The 24,402-nt window shown below is 68.7% G+C and carries 25 protein-coding genes; 13 read left to right on the top strand and 12 right to left on the bottom strand.

Annotation, left to right across the window (positions count from 1 at the left end; genetic code table 11):
- Positions 1–25 precede the first annotated feature (25 nt).
- The 3 genes from P8934_RS01985 to P8934_RS01975 all read left to right on the top strand — a co-directional run bounded on the left by P8934_RS01985 (position 26) and on the right by P8934_RS01975 (position 3,404).
- Positions 26–1,474, top strand: a complete 1,449-nt coding sequence (locus P8934_RS01985) for a TrkH family potassium uptake protein (RefSeq protein WP_278032682.1) — start codon at positions 26–28, stop codon at positions 1,472–1,474.
- 87 nt (positions 1,475–1,561) lie between these two features.
- The gene (locus P8934_RS01980) at positions 1,562–2,800 is read left to right on the top strand and encodes a TraB/GumN family protein (protein WP_278032681.1); all 1,239 of its coding nucleotides are present in this window, start codon (positions 1,562–1,564) and stop codon (positions 2,798–2,800) included.
- A 262-nt stretch (positions 2,801–3,062) separates the two neighbouring features.
- Complete coding sequence (locus P8934_RS01975) at positions 3,063–3,404, top strand: c-type cytochrome (RefSeq protein ID WP_278032680.1); 342 nt, start codon at positions 3,063–3,065, stop codon at positions 3,402–3,404.
- 31 nt (positions 3,405–3,435) lie between these two features.
- On the opposite strand, the gene P8934_RS01970 is transcribed toward P8934_RS01975, so the two are convergent.
- From P8934_RS01970 to P8934_RS01955, 4 genes are all read right to left on the bottom strand, one after another.
- Positions 3,436–4,308, bottom strand: a complete 873-nt coding sequence (locus P8934_RS01970; RefSeq protein ID WP_278032679.1) for a DTW domain-containing protein — start codon at positions 4,306–4,308, stop codon at positions 3,436–3,438.
- A gap of 72 nt (positions 4,309–4,380) precedes the next feature.
- Complete coding sequence (locus tag P8934_RS01965; RefSeq protein WP_278032678.1) at positions 4,381–5,115, bottom strand: Sir2 family NAD-dependent protein deacetylase; 735 nt, start codon at positions 5,113–5,115, stop codon at positions 4,381–4,383.
- 37 nt (positions 5,116–5,152) lie between these two features.
- Complete coding sequence (aceK, locus tag P8934_RS01960) at positions 5,153–6,898, bottom strand: bifunctional isocitrate dehydrogenase kinase/phosphatase (RefSeq protein ID WP_278032677.1); 1,746 nt, start codon at positions 6,896–6,898, stop codon at positions 5,153–5,155.
- Between the two features lie 95 nt (positions 6,899–6,993).
- Positions 6,994–8,148 (bottom strand): hypothetical protein, encoded by a 1,155-nt coding sequence (locus tag P8934_RS01955; RefSeq protein ID WP_278032676.1) that lies wholly within the window; start codon positions 8,146–8,148, stop codon positions 6,994–6,996.
- 106 nt (positions 8,149–8,254) lie between these two features.
- On the opposite strand from P8934_RS01955, the gene P8934_RS01950 reads away from it, so the two are divergent.
- The 3 genes from P8934_RS01950 (at position 8,255) to P8934_RS01940 (ending at position 10,156) form a co-directional block, all read left to right on the top strand.
- Positions 8,255–9,016 (top strand): pseudouridine synthase, encoded by a 762-nt coding sequence (locus P8934_RS01950; protein ID WP_278032675.1) that lies wholly within the window; start codon positions 8,255–8,257, stop codon positions 9,014–9,016.
- Positions 9,013–9,843 (top strand): tRNA cyclic N6-threonylcarbamoyladenosine(37) synthase TcdA, encoded by an 831-nt coding sequence (gene tcdA, locus P8934_RS01945; RefSeq protein WP_278032674.1) that lies wholly within the window; start codon positions 9,013–9,015, stop codon positions 9,841–9,843. The genes P8934_RS01950 and tcdA overlap by 4 nt, the downstream gene beginning before the upstream one ends.
- An 85-nt stretch (positions 9,844–9,928) precedes the next feature.
- Positions 9,929–10,156, top strand: a complete 228-nt coding sequence (locus P8934_RS01940; protein ID WP_278032673.1) for a DUF1653 domain-containing protein — start codon at positions 9,929–9,931, stop codon at positions 10,154–10,156.
- 71 nt (positions 10,157–10,227) lie between these two features.
- Here P8934_RS01940 and bfr read toward each other — a convergent pair whose 3' ends face one another.
- The 5 genes from bfr to lptF all read right to left on the bottom strand — a co-directional run bounded on the left by bfr (position 10,228) and on the right by lptF (position 13,816).
- The gene (bfr, locus tag P8934_RS01935) at positions 10,228–10,710 is read right to left on the bottom strand and encodes a bacterioferritin (protein WP_133637036.1); all 483 of its coding nucleotides are present in this window, start codon (positions 10,708–10,710) and stop codon (positions 10,228–10,230) included.
- Between the two features lie 158 nt (positions 10,711–10,868).
- Positions 10,869–11,075 (bottom strand): (2Fe-2S)-binding protein, encoded by a 207-nt coding sequence (locus P8934_RS01930; RefSeq protein WP_133637038.1) that lies wholly within the window; start codon positions 11,073–11,075, stop codon positions 10,869–10,871.
- Positions 11,076–11,186: 111 nt separating this feature from the next.
- On the bottom strand, positions 11,187–11,660 hold the full coding sequence (locus P8934_RS01925) for an RDD family protein (protein WP_278032672.1): 474 nt from the start codon (positions 11,658–11,660) through the stop codon (positions 11,187–11,189).
- A 12-nt stretch (positions 11,661–11,672) separates the two neighbouring features.
- Positions 11,673–12,737: an LPS export ABC transporter permease LptG gene (gene lptG / locus P8934_RS01920; RefSeq protein ID WP_278032671.1), complete on the bottom strand. Its 1,065-nt coding sequence runs from the start codon at positions 12,735–12,737 to the stop codon at positions 11,673–11,675.
- Positions 12,734–13,816, bottom strand: coding sequence for an LPS export ABC transporter permease LptF (gene lptF, locus P8934_RS01915; RefSeq protein ID WP_278032670.1), 1,083 nt, complete (start codon positions 13,814–13,816; stop codon positions 12,734–12,736). The genes lptG and lptF overlap by 4 nt, the downstream gene beginning before the upstream one ends.
- A gap of 136 nt (positions 13,817–13,952) precedes the next feature.
- Between lptF and P8934_RS01910 the strand changes: the two genes are divergently transcribed.
- The 4 genes from P8934_RS01910 to P8934_RS01895 all read left to right on the top strand — a co-directional run bounded on the left by P8934_RS01910 (position 13,953) and on the right by P8934_RS01895 (position 20,298).
- Positions 13,953–15,473, top strand: a complete 1,521-nt coding sequence (locus P8934_RS01910; RefSeq protein ID WP_278032669.1) for a leucyl aminopeptidase — start codon at positions 13,953–13,955, stop codon at positions 15,471–15,473.
- A gap of 148 nt (positions 15,474–15,621) precedes the next feature.
- Complete coding sequence (locus P8934_RS01905; protein WP_278032668.1) at positions 15,622–16,722, top strand: branched-chain amino acid aminotransferase; 1,101 nt, start codon at positions 15,622–15,624, stop codon at positions 16,720–16,722.
- A gap of 165 nt (positions 16,723–16,887) precedes the next feature.
- Positions 16,888–17,334 carry a DNA polymerase III subunit chi gene (locus tag P8934_RS01900; RefSeq protein WP_278032667.1) on the top strand — a complete coding sequence of 149 codons (447 nt, stop codon included), beginning with the start codon at positions 16,888–16,890 and terminating at the stop codon, positions 17,332–17,334.
- Between the two features lie 117 nt (positions 17,335–17,451).
- Positions 17,452–20,298 carry a valine--tRNA ligase gene (locus tag P8934_RS01895; protein ID WP_278032666.1) on the top strand — a complete coding sequence of 949 codons (2,847 nt, stop codon included), beginning with the start codon at positions 17,452–17,454 and terminating at the stop codon, positions 20,296–20,298.
- Between the two features lie 264 nt (positions 20,299–20,562).
- Here P8934_RS01895 and P8934_RS01890 read toward each other — a convergent pair whose 3' ends face one another.
- On the bottom strand, positions 20,563–21,015 hold the full coding sequence (locus P8934_RS01890; RefSeq protein ID WP_106231765.1) for an META domain-containing protein: 453 nt from the start codon (positions 21,013–21,015) through the stop codon (positions 20,563–20,565).
- A 110-nt stretch (positions 21,016–21,125) separates the two neighbouring features.
- Between P8934_RS01890 and P8934_RS01885 the strand changes: the two genes are divergently transcribed.
- Entirely contained in the window at positions 21,126–21,530 is a 405-nt protein-coding gene (locus tag P8934_RS01885; protein WP_278032665.1) for a DoxX family protein, read from the top strand.
- 162 nt (positions 21,531–21,692) lie between these two features.
- On the opposite strand, the gene P8934_RS01880 is transcribed toward P8934_RS01885, so the two are convergent.
- Complete coding sequence (locus P8934_RS01880) at positions 21,693–22,133, bottom strand: VOC family protein (protein ID WP_278032664.1); 441 nt, start codon at positions 22,131–22,133, stop codon at positions 21,693–21,695.
- Positions 22,134–22,150: 17 nt separating this feature from the next.
- A complete protein-coding gene (locus tag P8934_RS01875; protein WP_278032663.1) occupies positions 22,151–22,600 on the bottom strand; it encodes a DUF411 domain-containing protein in 450 nt (149 codons plus the stop codon).
- 77 nt (positions 22,601–22,677) lie between these two features.
- On the opposite strand from P8934_RS01875, the gene P8934_RS01870 reads away from it, so the two are divergent.
- Both P8934_RS01870 and P8934_RS01865 read left to right on the top strand, forming a co-directional pair.
- The gene (locus P8934_RS01870) at positions 22,678–23,217 is read left to right on the top strand and encodes a DNA-3-methyladenine glycosylase I (protein ID WP_278032662.1); all 540 of its coding nucleotides are present in this window, start codon (positions 22,678–22,680) and stop codon (positions 23,215–23,217) included.
- Between the two features lie 72 nt (positions 23,218–23,289).
- Entirely contained in the window at positions 23,290–24,357 is a 1,068-nt protein-coding gene (locus P8934_RS01865) for a metal-dependent hydrolase (protein ID WP_278032661.1), read from the top strand.
- The last annotated feature ends 45 nt before the right edge of the window (positions 24,358–24,402 follow it).

Here is a 24,402-nt window from a genome sequence, read left to right as displayed (position 1 = left end):
ACGGCGACCCGAGGAGAGCCGCCCGATGAGCCTGCGCATGATCCTGCGCATCCTGGGCCTGCTGCTGATGATGTTCAGCCTGACCATGGTGCCGCCGATCCTGATCTCGCTGCTGTTCGCCGACGGCATGTGGGAGGCCTTCGCGGTGGCCATCGGCATCACCGTGGCCACCGGGGCGGTGATGTACCTGCCCAACCGCCACGCCCGCAAGGAGCTGCGCACCCGCGACGGCTTCCTGATCGCGGCGCTGTTCTGGAGCGTGCTGGGGCTGTTCGGCGCGCTGCCGCTGATGCTCACCGGCGACACGGCCCTGACCCCCACCGACGCCGTCTTCGAGTCCTTCTCGGGCCTGACCACCACCGGCGCCACGGTGATCACCGGCATCGACTTCCTGCCCAAGGCGGTCCTCTACTACCGCCAGCAACTGCAGTGGCTGGGCGGCATGGGGATCGTGGTGCTGGCCGTGGCCATCCTGCCGACCCTAGGGGTCGGCGGCATGGCCCTCTACCGCACCGAGATCCCGGGCCCGCTGAAGGACTCCAAGCTCACTCCACGCATCACCGAGACGGCCAAGGCGCTGTGGTACATCTACGCCACCCTGACCCTGACCTGCATGCTGGCCTACATGGCAGCCGGCATGGACTGGTTCGACGCCCTGGGCCACAGCTTCTCCACCGTGGCCATCGGCGGCTTCTCCACCTACGACGCCAGCATCGGCCACTTCGACAGCGCGCTGATCGAGATGATCTGCGTGTTCTTCCTGATCGTCTCCGCGGTGAGCTTCAGCCTGCACTTCCTGGCCTGGCGCCAGCGCAGCGTGACGCACTACTTCCAGGACCCGGAAGCGCGCTTCCTGATGCTCTTCCTGCTCGGCCTGACCGTGATCACGGTGGTCTCGCTGTGGCTGACCGACACCTACGGCACCGAGCGGGGGCTGCGTCACGGCCTGTTCGAGGTGGTCTCGGTGGCCACCACCGCCGGCTTCGCCGTGGCGGACTTCTCCACCTGGCCCGGCGCCCTGCCCTTCCTGCTGTTCGTCGCGGCCTTCGTCGGCGGCTGCTCGGGCTCCACCGGCGGCGGCATGAAGGTGATCCGCATCATCCTGATCCTCAAGCAGGGCATGCGCGAAGTGATGCGCCTGATCCACCCCAATGCGGTGATCACGGTGAAGATCGGCAAGGTCAGCGTGCCGGACGGCATCGCCCAGGCGGTGTGGGGCTTCTTCTCCGCCTACGTGATGCTCTTCTTCCTGATGCTGGTGGGCGTGATGGCCACCGGGGTCGACCAGGTCACCGCCTGGTCCACGGTGGGCTCGGCGCTCAACAACCTGGGCCCGGCGCTGGGCGAGGCGTCCGCCCACTACGGCGAGCTGCCGGACCTGGCCAAGTGGATCCTGGTCGTGGCCATGCTGCTCGGCCGCCTGGAGATCTTCACCGTGCTGGTGCTGTTCACCCCGGCCTTCTGGCGCAAGTAACCAAGCCGATGAAAGCGTCGCGGCGGGTTTGGCCCGCCGGCGGGCTTCGTGGATAATCGCCCTTTCACTCCTTCAGCCCGAGCGTCCATGACCGACTCCCAGGACTCCGTGACCACCGCCCGCCCGAACGACACCACCAGCGGCCCGCGCCGGGAGCTCGTGGTGGGCGAGACCCGCTACACCCTGCTGGGCACGGCCCATGTCTCCGCCGAGAGCGCCGCGGATGTGCGCGCGCTGATCCGCTCCGGCGAGTTCGACGCCGTGGCCATCGAGCTGTGCGATTCGCGCCACCACAGCCTGACAAACCCCGATGCCCTCGGCGAGCAGGACCTGTTCCAGATCTTCCGCCAGGGCAAGGCCGGCATGGTGGCCGCCAGCCTGGCGCTGGGGGCCTTCCAGCAGCGCGTGGCCGAGCAGTCAGGCATCGAGCCCGGTGCCGAGATGCGGGCCGCCCTGGAGGAGAGCCGTGACGCCGGCCTGCCGCTGCTGCTGATCGACCGCGACGTGGGCATCACCCTCAAGCGCATCTACCACAACGTGCCCTGGTGGCAGCGCCTCTCGCTGTTCTCGGGCCTGCTCGGCAGCGTGCTGTCGCGCCAGCAGGTCTCCGCCGAGGAGATCGAGCGGCTCAAGGAAGGCGACGTCCTGGAGTCCACCTTCAGCGAGTTCGCCGCCGAGTCGGCATCCCTCTACACGCCGCTGATCAGCGAACGTGACCGCTACATGGTGCTGCGCCTGACGGAGGATGCCGGCCCCGGACGCTATCGCCACGTGCTGGTGGTGATCGGCGCCGGCCACATGAAGGGCATGGCCGAGCAGCTGGAGCAGCCGCTGCCCGCCGACCCCGCCCCGGAGCGCGCACGCCTCGAGGCCACCCCGCCGCCGTCGCGCCTGTGGCGGGCGCTGCCCTGGCTGGTCACGCTGCTGGTGCTGACCGGCTTCGCCATCGGCTTCTCGCGCAACACCGAGCTGGGCTGGCAACTGGTGGGGGAGTGGTTCCTGATCAACGGCGTGCTCTCCGGGGCGGCCACCCTGGCGGCCCTCGCCCACCCGGTCACGGTGGCGGCGACCTTCTTCGCCGCACCGCTCACCTCACTCAACCCCACCATCGGCGCCGGCTTCGTCGCCGCCGGGGTGGAGCTGTGGATGCGCAAGCCCAAGGTGCGGGACTTCTCGACCCTGCGCCACGATGTCACCGAGCTCAAGGGCTGGTGGCGCAACCGGGTCTCGCGCACCCTGCTGGTGTTCCTCACCGCCACCCTCGGCTCCGCCGCCGGCACCTGGATCGCCGGCTTCCGCATCGCCGGGGCGCTGTTCGGCGGCTGACCGCCCCGCAGTGACGAATGCCATGACGGTGCCCGCCACCGCCCCCGAGCAATCGCGACCGGGGCAATGGCGGACATCGGCATGAGACATGCTGAGCCTTGGCATGAGAGAAAGCATATCCCGCGTCCTGTCCCTCTGACCTATGTTCAAGGCAGCTGCAAGGGCGGCGGCCCCATGGGCGCCATCGTTGCAGTCCTGTACGACCACCAAATACGGCAAGCATCCGGAGAAAGGCATCCGGATGAACAGGGGGAGCGAGAAGATGAAAACGGCCATTGCATCCATGGCGCTGACCGGCCTGTTGCTGGGCGCCTTTCCTGTCTCTGCGGACATGCATGGCGATATGCAGCAGCTGGCAGAGGAGAAGCAGTGCCTGAGCTGTCACGCCCGGGACGATGACACCCCGCGGGCGCCAGGCTTCAAGAGCATCGCCGCCAAGTACGCGGATGGCGAGATGAGAGGCTACCTGGTCGAGGTCGTGATGACGGGGGGCGAGGATCACTGGGGGTCCGCGACCATGCCGGACGCCGGCGAGCGTGTTGAGGTGAGCGAGGAGGAGGCCGAAAAGCTGGTCGACTGGATCCTGAGCAAGCACGAGGAGTAAGGCCCCCGCACGGTGGGGAAAGGACGCAGGCTCAGCGACGCGCCCGTTCCAGCAGGCGCCGCATCGACGCCGTCGGCGCCTCGAGTTTCTCGTGGCGCCGACTGGCGGCGTAGCTGTCGTTGAAGGCATCGAAATAGTCGTCGAGCACCTCGGCCGCCTGGGCGTCTCCGGCCTGGCGCAGCAGTTCGATGGCCACCTCGGCGGTACAGAGGTGGGCGGCAGAGGCCGGCTTGCGCAGCCGATAGCGGGTCAGCCGCTCGGTAGCCAGGGGCAGCACCGGCAGCCTGTCGAGGTAGGGGCTCTTGCGGAAGATCCGCCGCGCCTGCCGCCAGGTCCCGTCGAGAATGATAAAGACCGGTATCCGCCCCCCTTGCTGATGCTCGGTCACACTCTCCATGCCCACCACCCGGTCGGCATAGTCCGGCTGGTCGTCGGGGAAGATCACGAAGGGCGCATAGCGCCTGTCCTCGAGCAGCGCCAGCAGCCGCTCGTCGGGCGCCGTGCGGTACCAGGTGAAGAGCTCGGTGTCGGGCAGGACATCGCCGATCAGCCGCCCGGTGTTGGTGGGCTTGTGGTGCTCCAGGGGGTGGGTGAGCAGCCACACCCTCGCTTCGCTGGTGGCGGTGACGCGGTAGGGACAGAGGCAGTTGAGTGCCGGCAGGTTGCAGCCCTCGCAGCGGGTGACGAAGCTACCCCGCGCCTTGAACTCGCGGCGCGGCGGCCGCGGATGACCGGTGGCGGGGTCACGAGATAGGCCGGTCGCGGGGTCACGGGAGAGGCCGGTCGCGGGGTCACGGGAGAGGCCGGTCGCGGGGTCACGGGAGAGACCGGTTTCGGGGTCACTGGAAGGAGCGGTCGCGGGGTCGCGTTCGGTGGTGGCGTCGTGGAAGGTGTCGTCCTGCATGGTGGCGTGGTCCCGGAGCCGGAGGGGGCGGCATTCTAGCATGGGCCTCGCGCGCCTTGCTGCTTGCCCCCTCTACTCGACTACCGTCTCCGGCATCCAGAGCCGCCCCTCACGCCACCAGTGCCGTACCAGTGCCGGCACTCCCCTGCCGGCGGTCTGGCCGAGGCGGGCCACGCCCGGCGGGGCCAGGGCATCGGCCTCGGGGTCGACCAGCACGCAGGGGGCGTCCAGGGGGGCATGCTCGAGCAGCGAGGCCGCCGGCATCACGGCGAGCGAAGTCCCCACCACCAGCAGCAGGTCGGCCTGGGCGGCGATCTCGCAGGCGTCCGCGAAGTGCGGCACGCTCTCGCCGAACCACACCACGTCCGGGCGCAGCTGGCTGCCCTTGTCACAGATGTCCCCCAGGCGTATGCCCCCGCGGGGCAAGGGGTAGTGCATGCGCGGGTCCACCGAGGAGCGCGCCTTGAGGATCTCGCCATGCAGGTGCAGCACGTGGCGCGAGCCAGCACGCTCGTGGAGGTCATCGATGTTCTGGGTGATGATGCTGACCCGGAAGCCGTGCTTCTCCAGCGCCGCCAGGGCCTTGTGGGCGGCGTTGGGACGGGCACGGCGCACCTGGTCGCGGCGCTGGTCGTAGAAGCGCAGCACCCGCCCGGGGTCCCGCTGCCAGGCCTGGGGCGTGGCGACCTCCTCGACGGGATGGTCCGCCCACAGGCCGTCGCTGGCGCGGAAGGTCTGGATGCCGCTCTCGGCACTGATCCCGGCCCCGGTGAAGACCACCAGGTGGGGGCGTCTCGGGTCACCCATGGGTCGCCTCGTGCTTGCTGTGCCTGTCGCGCCTCGCTCAGTAGGTCAGGCCATTGTCGTCGCCACCGGCGAAGCGCTGCTTGTTGCGATAGGGATAGACGTCGATCACCCGGCCGTCGAGGATCGCCTGTTGCACCCCCCTCCAGTAGTCGGCATCGAACAACTCCGGGTGGAGCTGGTAGCAGAGCTTGCGAAGCCGCACGTCGGCGAACAGGAAGGGGCCGAACTCCTCGGGGAAAATATCACCGGGCCCCACCGAGTACCAGGGCTCGTCGGCCAGCTCCTGCTCGGGGTACATGGGCTCGGGAATATGCCGGAAGTTGCACTCGGTGAGGTAGCAGATCTCGTCGTAGTCGTAGAACACCACCCGGCCGTGACGGGTCACCCCGAAGTTCTTGAGCAGCATGTCGCCGGGAAAGATATTGGCCGCGGCCATCTGCTTGATGGCATTGCCGTAGTCCTTGAGCACCGCGAGCGTCTCCGCCTCGTCGCACTGCTCGAGGTAGAGGTTGAGCGGGGTCATCATGCGCTCGGTGTAGCAGTGCTTGATGATCACCTTGTCGCCGCGCAGGTAGACGGTGGAGGGTGCCACCTCCAGCAGGTGCGCCAGGCAATCGGGGTCGAAGTGGTCCTGGCGGGCGATGAAGTTGGAGAACTCCTGGGTATCGGCCATGCGCCCCACCCGGTCGTGGCGCTTGACGAGGCGGTACTTCTCGCGGACGTTCTCGCGGGTCATCTCCTTGCTCGGGTCGAAGCGGTCCTTGATGATCTTGAACACGGTGCGGAACGAGGGCAGCACGAAGACCGCCATGACCATGCCACGCACCCCCGGGGCAATGACGAACTGATCCTCGCGCTTGGCCACCTGGCGGTTCAGGGCGCGAAAGAACTCGGTCTTGCCGTGCTTGAAGAAGCCGATGGCGGCATAGAGCTCGCCCTGGGGCTTGTCGGGCATCAGCTCCTGCAGGTAGTGCACGAACTCGCTGGGCACCACCACCTTCACCTGGAAGTAGGCGCGGGTGAAGGAGAAGATGATCGACACCTCGTCGGACTCGATCAGCACCGTATCCAGGTGCAGCCCCTCGCCCTCCTCATGCAGCACCGGCAGCACCAGCGGCACCTGCTGGCCGCCGCCCAGTATCCGGCCGACCAGGTAGGCCCCCTTGTTGCGGTAGAAGACGCTCTTGATCAGTTCGATCTCGGCCTCGGGGTCGTCCCGGATCGCCTCCGGCAGCAGCTGCTGGAGCACCTCGCTGCCCAGGACCGCATCCCGCTCCAGGTCGACGAAGGGCGTCTCGAAGCGTGCCTCGCCCAGCGCCCAGCGCAATCCGGCTGCCCAGTCGCCGCTCACCCTGTGTCGCCGGCACAGCGTGAGGCCGGAGTGGTGCGCCGCGCGCTCCCGGGAGCTGTAGACGAACATCCAGTCGTTGCGGATGTGGCGGTGGTGGAAGAGCGAGCAGAACATCGAGTTGAAGTAGGTCTCGGCCAGCTCGTAGTCCAGCCGCTGGCTGATCAGCTCGGCGTAGTGGCGCCGGGCCTCCCCCCAGCACTCGCAGTGGGTCAGCAGGTCATCGTCGAAGGTGCGCCGCAGCCGTGCCAGCGTCTCCTGGACCTTCTCGTCGTAGAGGTCGATGCGCTCCGCCGAGGCCTGCTGGGCCTCGCGCCAGGCGGCATCCCGGAAGCGACGGCTGGCATCGTCGGTGATCTGCTTGAAGCGCGAGCGGTACTCGTCGAAGCCATGCAGCACGGTGGCGGCGAGGTGGTAGGCAGGCGAATGCTTCATGTTCCGGGCTCCGGGCAGCTATCTGCCCAGCATGACGAATTGTGCAGCGCAAGGCGAGCCGACCATGGTGGCGCCCGTCAGCACGGCCAGCGGCCTCATTCGCCCTCCCCCAGGGCCAGCACATGTACCAGCGCGCGCCACAGGCCCCAGCCGTCCCGCCACCCGGGCGAGACCGCCACGTGCTGCAGCGCCCCGGCCTCGAAGAGGCGCGCCTGCCCCGGCGGCAAGGCATCACGCAGGCGCCGGCTGTGGCTGACCGGGATCACCCGGTCCTGCGAGCCGTGGATCAGCACCAACCGGGCCTGCAGGCTGTCGAGCGAGCGACGCGAGGGGTCCAGGGCCTCGAGCTCCCTCACCAGCGAGGGCGGCAGCCTGGCGATCAGGGCCTCCACGCGGCCCGGGTCCTGGTTGGTCACCAGCTCGAAGAGCGCCCGGCCCGATGCCCCCAGCCGGCGGGCCTCCCCGGCCACCGGCGCCTCGGGGTCCACCAGCCGGCGCCGGGCGATGGTCTCGAGCAGCGCCCGGTCCTGCTCGTCCTCCAGCCAGTGCAGCTGGCTCAGCAGCACGGCCCAGCGCGCCTCACGCTGCGGTGGCGGCGCCGCCCGGCCGGCCCCCCCGCGATCCTCCCCGGTGGTCACGTAGCGCAGCATGTCCGTCATGTCGTAGTAGCCGCCCACGGCCACCACGAAGCTCACCCGAGGGGCCACCGCCTCGTCCATGGCGGCGATCAAGGCCGGTCCCACCGCGAAGCTCACCGCCGCCACCGCCGTGCGCGACGGCGCCTCGGGCGCCGCCCGGGTGGCATGCCGGATGGCATCGACGATGGCTTCCACCTCCCGGGTACTGATGGAGTAGTCACGCAACCCCTCGAGTTCCGGCACCATCACCCTGAACCCGACCCGGCCGAGGGTCATCGCCAGCGCCACCAGGCGCGGGTCGCGACGGCCCTGCTCGGTGAAGCCGTGCACCAGGATCAGCGACCCCCGTCTTGGCACCTTGGGATGGTAGACATCCGCCTGGTAGGCATGGCCCTGGCGTACATAGTGGACCGCCTCCCGGCGGGGCGACTCGGTGCGACGCTTCAGCCGGCTCTCCCCGCTGCCCGCCGAGAGGTCGCCCAGCACCAGCAGGGCCTGGTACTGCCGGTTCAGGCTGGCACAGCCCATCAGCAAGGCAGGGAGCAGGCTCAGCGCCATCAGCAGGGCCCCCAGGCGTAGACGCGTTCTCATGTCGACCAGACTAGTGGCCATGCCGACCTCCCGCCGGACTTTCGGACACGCGACGGGGCAAGGATGGGATGACAGCACGCCCCCGGACGGCGACAATGGCGCCCCCTTGACCCGTGACGGTGCTCCGATGACACCCGCGCTGAGCCTTCTCCATCAGGATGACCACCTGGTCGCCGTGCACAAGCCGGCCGGCCTGCTGGTGCATCGCAGCGCTCTTGCCCGCGGTGAGCGCGAGTTCCTGCTGCAACGGCTGCGGGACCAGCTCGGCCGTCGAGTCTATCCGGTCCACCGCCTCGACCGCCCGACCTCCGGGGTGATCGTCTTCGCGCTCGACCCCGAGACCGCGGCGGCCCTCCAGGCGGCCTTCGCCGCCCGCCGGGTGGCGAAGCGCTACCTGGCGGTGGTGCGGGGCATCGGCCCGCACCAGGAGCGACTGGACTACCCGCTGCGAGAGGAGGAGGGGCGCCGCCCCAAGGCCGAGATGCCGGCCATGGAGGCGGTGACCGAGATCCGCCGGCTCGACAGCGTCGAGCTGCCGGTGCAGGTGGATCGCTATCCCCAGAGCCGCTACTCGCTGATGGAGGCACGGCCGCAGACCGGTCGCCGTCACCAGATCCGCCGCCATCTCTCCCGGCGTGGCTACCCGATCATCGGCGATGCCAAGCACGGCAAGGGCAACCATAACCGCTTCTTCGCCGAGCACCTGGAATGCCCGCGCCTGCTGCTGGCGGCGGTGGGCCTGGCCTTCGACCACCCGGTGAGCGGAGAACGCCTCGATCTCTGCTGCCCCCTGGACGCCTGCATGACGGCGCTCTTCGAGCGCTTCGGCTGGTCGGGCCATTTGCCGGCGCCGCCCCGACACCGCCACCACCCGAGCGTGATGCCATGACAGATTCCGCTGCCTTCACCGCCTCCACCGCTGCCATGGACGACTACGACGCTCGCTTTGGCGGCATCCGACGGCTCTATGGCCGACGCGCCGCCGAGCGCTTCCGCAGCGCCCACGTGGTGGTGGTGGGCGTGGGGGGCGTGGGCAGCTGGACGGTGGAGGCCCTGGCGCGTTCCGGCATCGGCAAGCTGACGCTGATCGACCTCGATGATGTCTGCGTCTCCAACGTCAACCGTCAGCTGCACGCCCTGGACGGCACCATCGGCCGCCCCAAGGTGGAGGTGCTGGCCGAGCGCTGCCGGGCCATCCAGCCGGGCATCGAGGTGGTGGCCGACAGCGCCTTCGTGACCCCCGCCAACCTGGCCAGGCGCATCCCCGACGATGCCGACCAGCTGGTGGACGCCATCGACAGCGTGGTTGCCAAGGCGGCGCTGATCGCCTGGTGCAGGCGTCGCAAGCTGCCGATCGTGGTCACCGGCGCCGCGGGCGGCCAGACCGACCCCACCCGCATCCGGGTGGCCGATCTGTCCCGCACCGAGCACGACCCGCTGCTCGCCAAGGTGCGCGCCCGGCTGCGCCGCGACTTCGGCTTCTCGCGCAACCCGAAGCGACGCTTCTCGGTGGAGTGCGTCTACTCGGACGAGCAGCTGGTCTACCCCGGTGCTGATGGCGAGGTGTGCTTCCAGAAGCCCGCCGAGGGCGAGGCCACCCGGCTCGACTGCGCCTCGGGTTTCGGGGCGGCGAGCTTCGTCACCGGCAGCTTCGGCTTCACCGCCGCCGCCAGGGTGCTGGCCCGGCTGGCGAAACAGGCCCGCGCCACCCCCTGACAGCGCGCTCCAGCCCACGCCCTCGCGACCCTGACCTTGAGACCTGCCCTTGAGACCCTGCCGTTAAGACCAAAGGAGCCGCCCCATGGAACACCACTGCCCTCGCCCCGGGATCTACCGTCACTACAAGGGCCCGCTCTACGAGGTGCTGAGCGTCGCCCGGCACAGCGAGACCGAGGAGCCGCTGGTGGTCTATCGCGCCCTCTACGGCGACTATGGCCTCTGGACCCGCCCCCTGGACATGTTCCTGGAGAGCGTCGAGGTCCAGGGCGAGCCGGTCCCCCGCTTTGCCCTGGAGAAGGCGTTCCCTTGACGCAGGAGCGCCCCGTGGCCACAGGCCGCGGGGCGCTCGTCGGGGCTCAGCAATGACAGTCGCTTTGCGCGTTACTCCTCGCCGGCTTCCTGCATCTGCTTCTGCAGGTAATTCTCGATGCCGACCTTGTCGATCAGGCCGAGCTCGGTCTCGATATGGTCGATGTGGTCTTCCTCGTCGGCGAGGATGTCTCGGAAGAGGTCACGGCTGACGTAGTCCTTGACCTGCTCACAGTAGGTGATCGCCTCGATGTAGTCGTTGCGCCCCTCATGTTCGATCTTCAGGTCGCACTCGAGCATCTCGCGCACGTTCTCGCCGATGTTCAGCTTGCCGAGATCCTGGAGGTTGGGCACCCCCTCGAGGAAGAGGATGCGCTCGATCAGCTTGTCGGCGTGATTCATCTCCTCGATGGACTCGTCGTACTCCCACTTGGCCAGCGCCTTCAGGCCCCAGTCCTTGTACATCTTGGCATGCAGGAAGTACTGGTTGATGGCCACCAGCTCGTTGCCGAGCGCGGTGTTCAGATGTTCGATGACCTTGCTGTCGCCTTTCATCTCATTACCTCGATCAGGGTTGTCAGGGAGCTGGGTGTCAGCTTGGCACGACCACCGAAGCCTGGCCAGCCCGCACCTACCCCAGTCTAGGCAATATCACATATAACTCAATAAAATCATGGGCTTGTTAAGGCGAAGAAGAACAATAGCGATTGCCATCAGACGGCGTAGGCGAGTCCCTCGGCCGCGGCACTGAGTTCGGCCTGGATTGCCTCGCGGGTGATGTCCTTGCCGGTGCAGGCGCACTTGCCGCACTGAGTCCCGCACCCCGTCACCTGCTGGACCTCGCGCCAGCTGCGCGCCCCGTCCTCGACGACGTCCCGGATGCGGTGGTCGGTCACGTTCTTGCAAATACACACGTACATCACATCACCTCACGCTGGCCATGAAGTAAATGTAAATGATTCGCATGGGTAATCGCAAGCGGCATCCCGCAAAAACCTGACCGAGGTCAGGACAGGCGCGTCGCGCGCTCCTCAAGGGCGCTTGGGAAGGACCACCACCCGGGTGCCGGAGGCGATGTCCGGCCAGCTACGCTTCTCGCCGTCGACCAGGATCCACAGGTATCCCAGGCCGAAGGCGGCCAGCGAGATGCCAGCCACCAGGAAGCGCTGCAGCGCCTGGAAGCCGGTGATCGAGCAGCCATCGAGGGTCTGTACCCGCAGCCGCCAGGCCTGCATGCCCAGTGTCATGCCGCCACGGGTCCAGAAGAAGGCGAAGAAGACGAAGGCAGTGACCGCCAGCAGCAGGCGCAGCGACAGCACCTGGACAAGCCCCGTGCCCACCTGCTCCGCCGGCACCTCCAGCACCAGCCGCACCACGGCCAGGTGCGCCGAGACCATGACGATCCAGATCGCCAGCACCAGCAGGCCATCATAGAGCATGGCGCCCAGCCGCCGGCCGAGGCCGGCCGGCCAGACAGCGTCGAGTTGGTCGAAACGTCGTTGCATGAATCCCCCGGCTCAGCCCGTACGGCGTAACAGATAGAACCCCACCCCGGCACATAGCAGGGTCGGCGCCAGCACCGCCCAGGCCGGCGAGAAGCCGAATACCGTGGAGGCCGGCCCCAGCAGGTCCTGCAGGTACTTGAAGACCAGGCCGGTGATCACCCCGTAGAAGACCCGCGTGCCGGCGGCCACGGTGCGCAGCGGTCCGAACACGAAGGAGGCAGCCACCAGAACCAGCGACGCCATGGTCAGCGGCATCAGCATCTTCTGCCAGAAATAGAGCAGCGGCTGGGTCGCCTGCTGGCCCTGGTCGCGCAGGTAGCGGGCATAGGCCCACAGCTCGCTGGGCGCCTGGCTCTCCACGTCACGCAGCAGCCGGTCGAGCTGGGCCGGCGTCATGGCGGTTTCCCAGCCCAGGGTCTCATGGCGCTCGACCTCGGTGCGCGCCTCGAGAAAGCGGGTCACCGCCACGTCCTCCAGCTCCCAGCGGTCATCGCGCCACACCGCCCGGCGGGCGCTCGTCGCCTCGCGCAGGGTCTTGCCCTCGAAGCGGTAGCGGGTCAGGTCGAGCACGGTATCGTCGGCGCGGATGGCACCGAAGCGATAGAAGCTGTCGCCCTCGCGCTGCCAGCCGCCGCGCTCGGTTAACACCGCGCCCTCGCCCTGCATCTGCTCGAGGCGCCAGGCGCTGGCGAACTGCTCGGTACGCGGGCTGACGAACTCGGCGATGGCGAGCACCACCACGATCACCAGGATGATGGGCTTCATCACGCCCCAGAGGATGCGGACCAGCGAGCGTCCGGCGGCGCGCATCACCGTCAGCTCGTTGCTCGAGGCCATGCTGCCAAGTCCGATCAGCGCCCCGATCAGCACCCCCACCGGCGCATACTGGTAGAAGCGCCAGGGCAGGCGCATCAGCAGGTAGAGCAGTACCTGGAAGGCGCCATAGTCGCCTTCCACGTCGCCGAGGTCGTTGATGTAGGTGATCACCAGGTCCAGGCCCAGCAGCACCACCTGCACCACGATGATGGCGCCCAGCACGTTGCGGGCGATGTAGCGGTCGAGCCGGTCGATGATCATCCGCTCATCCCCTTGTGCTGGGCCCGGGCCATCATCGCCAGGCCGATGGCCAGGAAGCCGCCATGGATCGGCCACATCCCCACCGCCACCGGCCAGCTGCCACGGCCGATGGCGTCCAGCGCCGCCAGCAGCAGGCTGAGGTAGGCCACGTAGAGGAAGATCGCCGGCAGCAGCTTGGCGAAGCGTCCCTGGCGGGGGTTGACCCGGGAGAGCGGCATGGCCAGCAGGGTCAGGATGAAGACCATCAACGGCAGGCCCAGCCGCCACTGCAGCTGGGCCCGCGCCGGCCGGGCGTCATCGGCGAACAGCGCGGCGGTGGTGGCGTATTCGGGCGCATCGAGCTCGGCCTTCTCGGCGGCCCCCGAGAGGCGCACCGCATAGGTGCCGAATTCCAGCCGCTCGGCCTCGGCCCGCCCGGGATCGACGCTGTAGCGCTCGCCGTCGGCGAGCACCAGGTAGCGGCTGCCGGTCTCGGGATCGGTGGTCTGGTAGCCGGTTTCGGCTCGGGTCACCACGCTCTCGGGGGTGCCGTCGCCGCGCGACTGGCGCTCGCTGATGAACACCTCCTGCATGCGGCTCTGGTCCTCGTTCATGGCCTCGGTATAGGCCGTGCGCCCGCCGCCGAAGTCCTGGAAGCGCCCCGGCGCCAGGGCGGAGAAGTCGAGCTGGCTGCGCTGCTCCTCGAGCAGCACCTCGTTGTGCAGGGCCCCGGTCGGGGTCAGCCAGAGGCTGCACATCCCCACCAGGATCGCCACCAGGGCGGCGGGCACCAGGCTGACCTGCAACAGGCGGTTGGGGCTTGTGCCGCAGGCCACCAGCACGGTGATCTCGCTATTGAGGTAGAGCTGGCCATAGGCCAGCAGGATCCCTAGGAAGAACGCCAGCGGCAGGATCAGCTCGAGGAACCCCGGCAGGTGGAAGAGCATCAGGGTGCCGAGGATGCTCGCCGGGATCTCCCCCTCGGCGGCATTGGAGAAGTAGCGGATGAAGCGGCTGCCCATGATCACCAGCAGCAGGACGCCGGCCACGGCGGCCATCGTCAGCAGGATCTCGCGGGTCAGGTAACGGAATATGATCAACGCTGTCTCCCGGCCCGGGCCCCGCGGGGCCCGGCCATCTTCCATGCAATGACGCCTTGCCTTGGGTACACTGGGATGACTCGGCAACGTGCCGGCATTATCCAGAATCCCCCATCGCTTGTCTTGTGGAGACACCATGGAATTCCCCGTTCAGACGGCCAATCCCGCCAAGGCCGAGACGGCCTGTCTCGTGGTACCGGTGTTCAAGGATGGCGCGCTGCTGCCCGCTGCCGCCAAGCTCGACGACGTCAGCGAGCGGCTGATCGGCCAGCTGATCGAGCGCGGTGACTTCGATGCCAGGCTGGGCAATGTGTTGATGGTCCCGTTCGCCCCGGGCCTCAATGCCGATCGTCTGATGCTGGTGGGCCTCGGCGAACGCGACAAGTGCCGGGAAGGCGCCTTCCGCAAGGCGCTGGATGCCGCCTTCACCGCCCTGGCGGCGCTGCCCGTCGAGGACGTCGCCGTGGCCTTCAACGACGTGCCGGTGCCCGACCGGGCCTGTGACTGGAAGGCCCGCATGGTGGCCGAGGCCGCCCATCGCGCCGTCTACCGCTTCGACGAGTTCAAGTCCGAGAAGGCCCCCGCGCCGCAGCTCGCCCGCGTCACCCTGCTGATCAGCGAGCAGGGCGATGCCGAGGCGGCCCGCCAGGGCGGTCGCATCGGCGACGCCATCGGCCAGGGCATGGCCACCACCCGCACCCTGGGCAACCTGCCGGGCAACGTCTGTACCCCCAGCTACCTGGCGGAGCAGGCCGAGGCGCTGGGCCAGGGCTCCGGCGGGGCGCTCTCCGTCGAGGTCCTCGACGAGGAGGCCCTGGAGCGCCTGGGCGCCCACAGCCTGCTCTCCGTGGGCCGCGGCAGCGAGCAGCCCTCGCGGCTGATCGTCATGAAATACCAGGGTGCCGAGAACCCCGACGAGGCGCCCCACGTGCTGGTGGGCAAGGGCATCACCTTCGACACCGGCGGCATCTCGCTCAAGCCCGGCGAGGCGATGGACGAGATGAAGTTCGACATGTGCGGGGCGGCCAGCGTGTTCGGCACCGTGACCGCGGTGCTGGCCATCAAGCCGAGGATCAACCTGGTGGCCATCGTCGCCGCCGCCGAGAACATGCCCGACGGCCGTGCCACCAAGCCCGGCGACATCATCAAGACGCTCAAGGGCCTCTCCGTGGAGGTGCTCAACACCGACGCCGAGGGCCGCCTGGTGCTGTGCGATGCCCTGACCTACGCCGAGCGCTTCGAGCCGGCAAGCGTGGTGGACATCGCCACCCTGACCGGGGCCGCCATCATCGCCCTGGGCCACCATGCCACCGGCCTGCTCGCCAACGACGACGACCTGGCGCTGGACCTGCTGGATGCCGGCGAGACCGCCTGGGACCGGGCCTGGCACCTGCCGCTGTGGGACGAGTACCAGGAGCAGCTCGACTCCAACTTCGCCGACCTGGCGAACATCGGCGGCCGCCCGGCGGGCACCATCACCGCCGCCTGCTTCCTCTCGCGCTTCGCCGACAAGTTCCCGTGGGCGCACCTGGACATCGCCGGCACGGCCTGGACCTCCGGCAAGGAGAAGGGGGCCAGCGGCCGCCCGGTGGGGCTGCTGACCCAGTACCTGCTGGACCGCGAGACCGACCATGAGGTCGAGATCACCGACGACTGATTTCGCGCCCGGCAGGGTTGCCTTTTTGCGGTGGTGACCTTTTCATGTGGGATGTCGACTTCCATGCACCGGGCCCTCGCCGGCCCGGTATCCTGTTTCGTGCCGCGGGCGCCCGGATGCGCCCCGCCAGTAGCGGAGACCTCTTGCCGTGTCCCTTGAACGCTTTTCCGTGAGCCCCTCCACCCGTCCCACCGCGGAAACGATCCGCAACGACATCCTCGACAACCCGGGCTTCGGTCGCTACTTCACCGACCATATGGCCCATGTCCGCTGGACCCTCGATGCCGGCTGGCACGGCCATGAGGTGCGCCCCTACGGCCCGCTGACACTGGACCCCGCCGCCGCGGTGCTGCACTACGGCCAGGAGATCTTCGAGGGCATCAAGGCCTACCGCCACGCCGACGGCTCGGTCTGGACCTTCCGCCCGGAGAAGAACGCCGAGCGCTTCCGCCGCAGCGCCCGCCGCCTGGCCCTGCCGGAGCTCTCCGACGAGGACTTCGTCGACTCGCTCAAGGCACTGCTCGCCCAGGACCAGGCCTGGGTGCCGACCCCGGCCAGCGAGGCCGACGAGTCGAGCCTCTACCTGCGTCCCTTCATGATCGCCAGCGAGACCTTCCTCGGGGTGCGCCCGTCCCATGAGGTCGACTACTACGTCATCGCCTCGCCGGCGGCCGCCTACTTCCAGGGCGGCGTGAAGCCGGTCTCCATCTGGCTCTCCTCGCACTACAAGCGCGCCGCCCCCGGCGGCACCGGCTACGCCAAGTGCGGCGGCAACTACGCCGCCTCGCTGGCCGCCCAGAAGGAGGCCGCGGCCCATGAGTGCAGCCAGGTCGCCTTCCTCGACGCCGCCGAGAACATGTGGATCGAGGAACTCGGGGGCATGAACCTCTTCTTCGTGTTCCGCGACGGCCGCATCGTCACCCCGCGCCTCACCGACACCATCCTCGAGGGCGTGACCCGCGACTCGGTGCTGACCCTGGCCAAGGACGAGGGCCTGACCCCGGAGGAGCGCCCGATCAGCATCGAGGAGTGGCGCGAGGGCGCCGCCTCCGGCGAGATCACCGAGATCTTCGCCTGCGGTACCGCCGCGGTGATCACCCCGGTGGGCGAACTGGTCACCGAGAGCGACCGTATCCGCCTCTCCGCCCAGGGCGACAACGAGGTGGCCAAGCGCCTGCGCACCCGCCTGCTCGACCTGCAGTACGGCCGCCGCGAGGACACCCGCGGCTGGCTGACGCGCCTGGCCTAAGCCAACCGAGCTTACGCCTTCTTTCGCTCAAGGGGCGCCAGGGACAGGGCAAAGAGGGGGGCCTATGCCAGGGAAGGCATCGGTAGCGCCCAGGGTAGGGTTCACAGCGCCCCTTCGCGCCCTGTCGCCGGATCAGCCCCGCGACGAGTTGCTCTGCGATAACCCATGACCCAAGTCGACTTCTATATCCTCCCCGATACCACGCTCGAGGCCCGCCTGCTCTTCGCCTGCCGGCTGGCCGAGACGATCTATCGCAAGGGCTACCGGCTGCACCTGCATGCCGAGAACGAAGCCATGGCCCGGGAGCTGGACGACCGGCTCTGGACCTTCCGGGCCGATGCCTACGTGCCGCACGCCCTGTCGGGGGACGAGGCGGCCGAGGACGTGCCGGTAACCATCGGCTGGCAGGACCTGCCGATGGACGGCGAGCCGCCCCAGGCGCTGCTCAACCTGCATCCCGGGATCCCCGAGTGGTTCTCGCGCTTCGAGCGGGTCGCCGAGATCATCAACCAGCACCAGGACGTGCTCACCGCCAAGCGCGAGTGCTGGCAGACCTACAAGAAGCGCGGCTACCCGGTCACCCCCCACCAGCTCAAGGGCCAGGCGGGCTGACGCCTCCCCCGGCATCACGCTATAATCGGGCCCATTTTTCAGCATCCCCGGCACCCTGGCAGCCCCCGCGAGGCGCGCTGCCATGGGTCGGTGCCACCTCCTCGACCCGGAATGCCCATGGACAAGACCTACCAACCCGAGCAGATCGAATCCCGCTGGTACGAGCGCTGGGAAGCCGACAACCGCTTCGCCCCCTCGGGCGAGGGCACGCCCTACGCGATCATGATCCCGCCGCCCAACGTGACCGGCAGCCTTCACATGGGCCACGCCTTCCAGGACACCATCATGGACACCCTGATCCGCTGGCGGCGGATGCAGGGGCGCAACACCCTCTGGCAGGTGGGCACCGATCACGCCGGCATCGCCACCCAGATGCTGGTCGAGCGCAAGGTCGCCGCCGAGGAGGGCAAGACCCGCTTCGACCTGGGCCGCGAGGCCTTCATCGACAGGGTATGGGAGTGGAAGCAGGAGTCCGGCGGTCATATCACCCGCCAGCTGCGCCGCATGGGCGCCAGCGTCGACTGGTCGCGCGAGCGCTTCACCATGGACGACGGCTTCTACCGGGCGGTGCAGGAGGTCTTTGTGCGCCTCCATGAGGAGGAGCTGATCTACCGCGGCAAGCGGCTGGTCAACTGGGACCCCACCCTGCACACCGCCATCTCGGACCTCGAGGTCGAGAACCGCGACCAGCAGGGCAGCTTCTGGCACTTCCGCTACCCGCTGGCCGACGGCGTCACCACCGACGACGGCCGCGACCACCTGGTGGTCGCCACCACCCGCCCCGAGACCCTGCTCGGCGACACCGGCGTGGCGGTCAACCCCGACGACCCGCGCTACGCGTCGCTGGTGGGCAAGTTCGTCGAGCTCCCGCTTGTCGGCCGTCGGATCCCCATCGTCGCCGACGAGCACGCCGACATGGAGAAGGGCTCGGGCTGCGTGAAGATCACCCCGGCCCACGACTTCAACGACTACGAGGTGGGCCGCCGCCAGGGCCTGCCGCTGATCAACGTCTTCACCCAGGACGCCGCCATCCTTGCCCGCGCCGAGGCCTTCGACATCCAGGGCCGGCCGCTGCCCGATGTCGACCCGACCCTGCCCGAGGCCTATGCCGGCCTGGACCGCTTCGCGGCGCGGGCGCGCATCGTCGCCGACATGGAGGCCGCCGGCCTGCTCGAGCAGGTGGAGACCGTCAGCAACACCCTGCCCTACGGCGACCGCTCCGGCGACGTCATCGAGCCGCTGCTCACCGACCAGTGGTTCGTGGCCGTCGAAGAGCTGGCCAGGCCCGCCATCGAGGCCGTGGAGAAAGGCGACATCCAGTTCGTGCCGAAGAACTACGAGAACATGTACTTCGCCTGGATGCGCGACCTCCAGGACTGGTGCATCTCCCGCCAGCTGTGGTGGGGCCACCGCATCCCCGCCTGGTACGACGCCGACGGCAACGTCTACGTGGCGAGAAGCGAGCAGGAGGCCCGAGAGAAGCATGGTCTTTCCGCCGAGGTCGAGCTGACCCAGGACGAGGACGTTCTCGACACCTGGTTCAGCTCCGGGCTCTGGACCTTCGGCACCCTGGGCTGGCCGGAAGAGACCCCGGAGCTGGCGACCTTCCACCCCTCCAGCGTGCTGGTCACCGGCTTCGACATCATCTTCTTCTGGGTCGCGCGGATGATCATGCTGACCGGCAAGTTCATGGGCGAGGTGCCCTTCCAGCAGGTCTATGTGCATGGCCTGGTGCGCGACGGCCAGGGCCAGAAGATGTCCAAGTCCAAGGGCAACGTGCTCGACCCCATCGACCTGATCGACGGCATCGACCTGGAGAGCCTCGTCCAGAAACGCACCGGCAACATGATGCAGCCGCAGAAGGCCCGAGCAATCGAGAAGGCCACCCGCGCCGAGTTCCCCGAGGGCATCGAGCCCCACGGCACCGACGCCCTGCGCTTCACCTTCCTCTCCCAGGCCACCACCGGGCGCGACATCAAGTTCGACATGGGTCGCCTGGAGGGCTACCGCAACTTCTGCAACAAGCTGTGGAACGCCTCGCGCTACGTGCTGATGAACGCCGAGGGCGAGGACACCGGGCTGGGCGGTGAGCCGGTCGAGCTGTCGCTGGCCGACCGCTGGATCGTCTCGCGCCTGCAGCAGACCGAGGCCCAGGTGACCAGGGCCCTGGAGGAGTTCCGCTTCGACCATGCCTCCCAGGCGCTCTACGACTTCGTCTGGAACGAGTACTGCGACTGGTACCTGGAGCTCTCCAAGCCGGTGCTGTGGGACGAGGCCGCCTCCGCGGAGGCCAAGCGCGGCACCCGCCGCACCCTGGTGCGCGTGCTGGAGGCGATCCTGCGCCTGGCCCACCCGATGATGCCCTTCATCTCCGAGGAGATCTGGCAGCGCGTCGCCCCGCTGGCCGGCACCTGCCAGGCCGAGGGGGACTCCCTGATGGTGCAGCCCTGGCCGCAGGCCGGTGACAGCCAGGTCGACGAGTCGGCGACCCGCGATATCGAATGGCTCAAGGGGGTGATCGTCGCGGTGCGCAACATCCGCGCCGAGATGAACATCGCCCCGGGCAAGCCGCTGGAGGTACTGCTTACCAAGGGCAGCGCCGCCGACCGTGAGCGCCTGGCGGCCAACCGGCCCTTCCTCGCCAAGCTGGCCAAGCTGGAGCGCGTCGAGTGGCTCGACGATCCTGCGCAGGCGCCGCTGTCGGCCACCCAGCTGGTGGGCGAGATGGAGGTACTGGTGCCCATGGCCGACCTGATCGACAAGGAGGCCGAGCTCGCCCGCCTGGCCAAGGAGATCGACAAGCAGGACAAGCTGATCGGCGGCATCGAGAAGAAGCTCTCCAACGAGAGCTTCGTCGCCAAGGCGCCGGAGGCGGTGGTCGAGAAGGAACGCGGCAAGCTCGCGGACTTCCAAGCGGCTCGTCGCCTGCTGGTGGAACAGCACGACAAGATCGCCGCGCTCTGATCGGAGTCACTCCCCCAGCCACAAGGGCCCGCCAATGGCGGGCCCTTTTCTTTGGTTCATCGCGTTTTGGTGTGAAAGAGGTGAAGTACCCCCTGTGGGAGCGCAATTCATTGCGCGAATGGCGCCGACAGGCGCCCCCGGGGCTGAGTGCTTATAGCCGGGAAGGCCTCCGGCCTTCTTTCGCGATCTGAAGATCGCTCCTACAGGACGGCATCACGCCAGTTTGCGATGGCCCTTTTCTTTGCCTGGTCACTGGTGGCGGTGTCAGTCGACGCGTCGCCAGCCGCCCAGCACTCGCTGGTCGGGGCCGAAGAACACCAGCCGGTCGTGGTCGATCAGGTAGCGGTAGGCGTTCTCCAGCATGCCGGTCACCCGGGCGGCGTCCTCGGCCCGGGGGCAGGCGCGTCGGGTGGTGGCCAGGTCCGAAAACGCGATGCGGTTGTTGTCGCCCAGCGCGGCCCGGCCGGTCAGCCGATTGCAGCCGTCGCTGCCGCTCACCCTGCCATCGCGGTCGATCACGAAGTGGGGGCGCTCCGGCATCTCGAGGCGCTCGTCGGTGCCCACCAGCAGCAGGTTCCAGCGCTGGTCGACCACCGGCCCCTCGAGCCGCGCCGTGGGCTCGTCGGCGACCTGGGGCGCCGGCCCACCCCCGCAGGCGGCCAGCAGCAGGGCGCCGGCCGCGAGCATCAGTGTATTGCGTAACGGTTTGATCATCATGGTATCTTCCTTGAGGCACGAGGCGATTGCCCAGGCACCAAGCTTGCCCCAGCCGGGGCATCGAGACAATTCCCCCGCTCCACCGTTCATTGCTCCCCATGAGGCCCCGCATGCTTCACGCGCTCCACAACGATGCCCTCGGCAAGCTGATCCTGCGACTCACCGTGGCCGGCCTGCTGCTGCCCCACGGGCTGACCAAGCTGCTCAACCCGGGCAACCTGACCTGGATCGGCAACACCCTGGCCGGCCAGGGGCTACCCACCGTGCTCGCCTACGGCGTGCTGGTCGGCGAGGTGGTGGCGCCGCTGATGGCGCTGGTCGGCTGGCGAAGCCGCGTGGCGGGACTGCTGATGGCCGCCAACATGGTGGTGGCCATCTTCCTGGTGCACATGGGGGAGGTCACCGCCTTCAAGGACAACGGCGGCTGGGCCCTGGAGCTGCAGGGCTTCTTCCTGTTCGGCGCCCTGGCGCTGGTCTTCCTGGGCAGCGGACGGATGGCCTGGCGCCCCGACTGATACAATATCCAGCGAGAAAGCGCAGCGAGCGACGGCCAGACAAGGCGGAAATCGGCGAAAAAGCGCAGTTTACAAGCTGCTAAATGAGCATTTTGATCGGACTCGCGCACGAGCCGGTTTTCAACGCCGTATGGGCGAGCGCAGCCAGCTTTCGCCTGGATATCACCAGGTCCCGGTATTCTCCATGGAGACCCAGGGCTCCTTGGGCGGCAGCGCCTCGCCCGCCTGCAGCAGCTCCACTGAGATGCCGTCGGGGCTCCTGACGAAGGCCATGTGGCCGTCCCGGGGCGGACGGTTGATGGTCACGCCATTCGCCTGCAGGTGCTCGCAGAGGGCATAGATGTCGTCCACCCGGTAGGCCAGGTGGCCGAAGTTGCGCCCGCCGGAGTACTCCTCGGGATCCCAGTTCCAGGTCAGCTCCAGCTCCGGCGCCTTGAGCTCGGCGGAGCGGGCCTCGTCCTCCGGGGCGGCCAGGAAGACCAGGGTGAAGCGGCCCTTCTCGCTCTCCTTGCGACGCACCTCGGTCAGGCCGAGCAGGTCACAGTAGAAGTGCAGCGAGGCGTCGAGGTCGCTGACCCGGACCATGGTGTGCAGGTACTGCATGGGAAACTCCTGTCGCGTCAGTCGTGGGTGTATTCGGAGAAGATCGCCGGCGTGCGATCGTCATGGCGCCAGCCCAGCACCGCGTAGTCGTCCTGGCGGCCGGTCTCCATGCCCGGGGAGCCATGGGGCATGCCCGGCACCGCCAGGCCCGCCAGGTCGGGCCGCTCGTCCAGCAGGCGGCGGATGTCGGCCGCCGGGACATGGCCCTCGATCACGTAGCCGTCCACCACGGCGGTGTGGCAGGAGGCGAGCTCGGGCGAGACGCCATGCTCGATCTTCACCGCCCGCATGTCGCGGGTTTCGTGCTGTGTGACCTCGAAGCCCTCGGCCTCCAGGTGCTCGGCCCAGGCGGTGCAACAGCCGCAGTTCGGGTCCTTGTGCATCTCCACCACGGGTTCGGCCCAGGCGGGTATGGTGGTGACGGCCAGCAGGGCGCCGGCGAGGGTCAGGCGTAGCGGTGATGTCATGACGGGCACTCCCCGGTATAAGGTATCGGCACGATTGTCGGTCATTTCCCGGCCCCACTGCCACCCGGAGCGACAGCATGAGCCACTACTGCGACCTGGCCCCCGGGCATCCGTTCCACGGCCCCTATCACGACCACGAATACGGCTTCCCGGTGGACGACGACGGCACCCTCTTCGAACGTCTGGTACTGGAGATCAACCAGGCGGGACTCTCCTGGCTCACCGTGCTGAAGAAGCGCGAGGCCTTCCGGGAGGCCTTCGAGGGCTTCGATATCGACCGCATCGCCAACTATGGCGAGGCCGAACGGGCGCGGCTGCTGGCGGATGCGGGCATCATCCGTAACCGCCTCAAGGTCGATGCCGTGATTCACAACGCCGCGGTGGTGCAGGTGCTGCAGGCCGAGCACGGCAGCCTGCGCGCCTGGCTCGACCACCACCATCCGCTGGATCATGCCGCCTGGGTGCGCCTCTTCCGGCGCACCTTCCGCTTCACCGGGCCGGAGATCGTGGGCGAGTTGCTGATGAGCACCGGCTACCTGCCGGGCGCCCACCGCGACGACTGCCCGGTGCAGGCGCGCATCCTCGCCGCCTCACCGCCCTGGGCACGGCCCGACTGAGCCAAGCCCGGGGGAACCCCCGGCATGCCGGGGCGTCACAGGAAAGGCTTACCGCTGACCAAGGACCTCCTGATGGACTCGATTACCCAGGCCGCGCTGGGCGCGGCAATCGGCGGCGCCGTGCTCGGCCGGCGGCTGGGCCGCAAGGCGGTCCTGGTGGGCGCGGCCCTCGGCACCCTGCCCGACCTGGACGTGGTCATCGACTACGGTGATGCCGTGGCCAATGTCACCGAGCACCGCGGCTTCTCCCACTCGCTGTTCGTGCTGGCGGGACTGGCCACCGCCCTGGCACTGCTCGCGACGCGATTCGCCCCGGCCCGAGACATCTCCCTGCGCCGCTGGGGGCTCTTCTTCGGACTCATCCTGCTGACCCACCCGCTGCTCGACGCCCTGACCACCTACGGCACCCAGCTCTGGTGGCCGCTGGAGGTGCGCCCCGCGGCCTGGCCCATCGTTTTCATCATCGACCCGCTCTATAGCCTGCCGCTGCTGGTGGGCGTGGGGGTGGCACTGGCCACCGGCAGGGCGCAGCGGGCCCCGCGCTGGGGACTGGCCCTCTCCTGTGCCTACCTGGTGTTCGCGGTCGGGGCCAAGCAGCTGGTCGAGGCGCGCATCGCCCCGGTGCTGGCCGAGCAGGGCCTGGAACAGGCGCCACGGCTCGTCCAGCCCACCCCCTTCAATACCCTGCTGTGGCGGGTCACGGTGGCCGACGACGCGCACCACCACGAGGCCCTGGTGGGGGTGCTCGATGGCGACCGCCGACCGTCGCTGGAGACCTATGCCCGGGGCGACGACCTGGAGGCGACGGCGCTCGACAGCGCACGCGGCCGTCGCCTCGACTGGTTCGCCGGCCCCTTCCTGCGCTACGAGACCCGCCACCTCGACGGCCGCGAGACCCTGGTGGCCACCGACCTGCGGCTCGGCTTTCCGGGCTTCCACCCCTTCGCCTTCACCCTGGCCACCCGCGACGACGGCGGCTGGCAGCCGGTCGGGGTTTCCGAGCAGCTCCCCTCCCCCTCCCGCGGCAACCGTGACGCCCTCTCCCGGCTGGGTTCCCGCATCCTCAGCCCGGAACCCGGGCTCTGCACCAGCGACTTCGTGTCCCGCCAGTGGCTGGTCGGCACGCCCGGTTCGTGCTGACGACCGGCACCGACGCGGGCGGGGGTGGCCATCCGGCCACCCCCG

Origin of the sequence: Halomonas sp. CKK8, from assembly GCF_029625235.1 — a bacterium.
In the GTDB taxonomy this organism is placed as follows: domain Bacteria; phylum Pseudomonadota; class Gammaproteobacteria; order Pseudomonadales; family Halomonadaceae; genus Halomonas; species Halomonas ventosae.
This window is presented reverse-complemented; position numbering and strand designations above follow the sequence as displayed.